Consider the following 1,449-nt stretch of genomic DNA (forward strand, 5'->3'; position numbering starts at 1 on the left):
TGGCAGCCCCATAACAGCAGACGACGTAAAGTTCAGTTTCGAAACACTAACGAAGCATGAAAAAGCACAACCATTCTATGCAGCTTACTATGCCGATGTAAAAAACGTTGAGGTTCGCTCAGATTCAGTCATTCATTTTGAGTTTGCTACCAATCAAAATAAAGAACTCCCGCTCATCATTGGTCAACTCCCGATTTTTTCCAAAAACTATTGGAGTAAACACGATTTCGGTAAATCGTCGCTAAATATTCCTGTCGGCAACGGCCCTTACATGATCGACAGCTTTGACCCTGGTCGCTCGGTCACACTGAAGAAAAACCCAAACTACTGGGCAAAAGATCTTGCGGTTAACAAGGGTATGTATAATTTCGATAAAATCGTATACGAATATTACAAAGATAACACTGTTGCATTGGAGGCTTTCAAAGCTGGCGAGTTTGATTTCCGCATTGAGAACACTGCACGCAACTGGGCTAACGCCTACGTCGGCCCAAAGTTTGATAACGGCGAACTGATCAAAGAAGAAGTTAAGCACGAGCGCCCAGCCGGTCTTCAGGCTTTTGTTATCAATACACGTAGAGAACTTTTCAAGGATAGCCGTGTCAGACAGGCGCTCGCCTATGCATTTGACTTTGAATGGACCAACCAGAATTTGTTTAATGGGCAATATGCACGCAGTAATAGTTATTTTGAGAACTCTGAACTCGCTTCGCGGGGCTTGCCGACTGGTGAAGAGCTAAGCACCCTTGAAGCCTTTAGAGACCAACTTCCATCATCTGTTTTTACAAGTGAATACCGTTCACCTAGCACAGAAAAACCTGCAAGCTTGCGAAAAAATTTAAGGAAAGCCATCAAGTTACTGAAAGAAGCAGGCTGGTCTGTGAAGGATGGCAAGCTGACAAATAAGCAGAGCGGAAAGCCCTTTTCATTCGAGTTTTTATTATTCCAGAAAGACTTTGAGCGTGTAGTACAACCCTTTATTAAAAATCTTGAAAAACTTGGAATTGAAGCCGGTATCCGCGTCGTAGATACTACCCAGTATATAAATCGCCGCCGCTCTTTTGACTTCGATGTGATGGTTGGTGGTTTTGGTCAGTCAAATTCACCAGGTAACGAGCAAAGAGAATACTGGCATTCATCAAAAGCCAATACGCAGGGTTCTAGAAACATTGCCGGAATACAAGACCCTGTCGTGGATAAGCTTGTTGATCTTGTCATCAGTGCGCCAGACAGAAAGTCTTTAGTTAATCGAACTCGTGCTCTCGACAGAGTTCTACTACACGGGCACTACGTAATACCTAACTGGTATAACCCGGTTGAGCGTATCGCTTACACTAAGAGCCTTGCGAGACCTGAAATTTCCCCCAAATCCGGAGTAGCGATCGATACGTGGTGGTTCCGTAAGTAATGAGCGCCTACATTCTTCGCAGACTTCTTCTTATGATACCG

1 protein-coding gene is annotated in these 1,449 nt (G+C 44.1%); it reads left to right on the forward strand.

Going from position 1 to position 1,449, the window contains the following annotated elements:
- The coding region (locus A3761_RS13620; protein ID WP_068750349.1) for an extracellular solute-binding protein at positions 1–1,408 on the forward strand (1,408 nt) is incomplete at its 5' end.
- Positions 1,409–1,449 lie beyond the last annotated feature (41 nt).

The sequence above is a fragment of the Oleiphilus sp. HI0123 genome, from assembly GCF_001635315.1.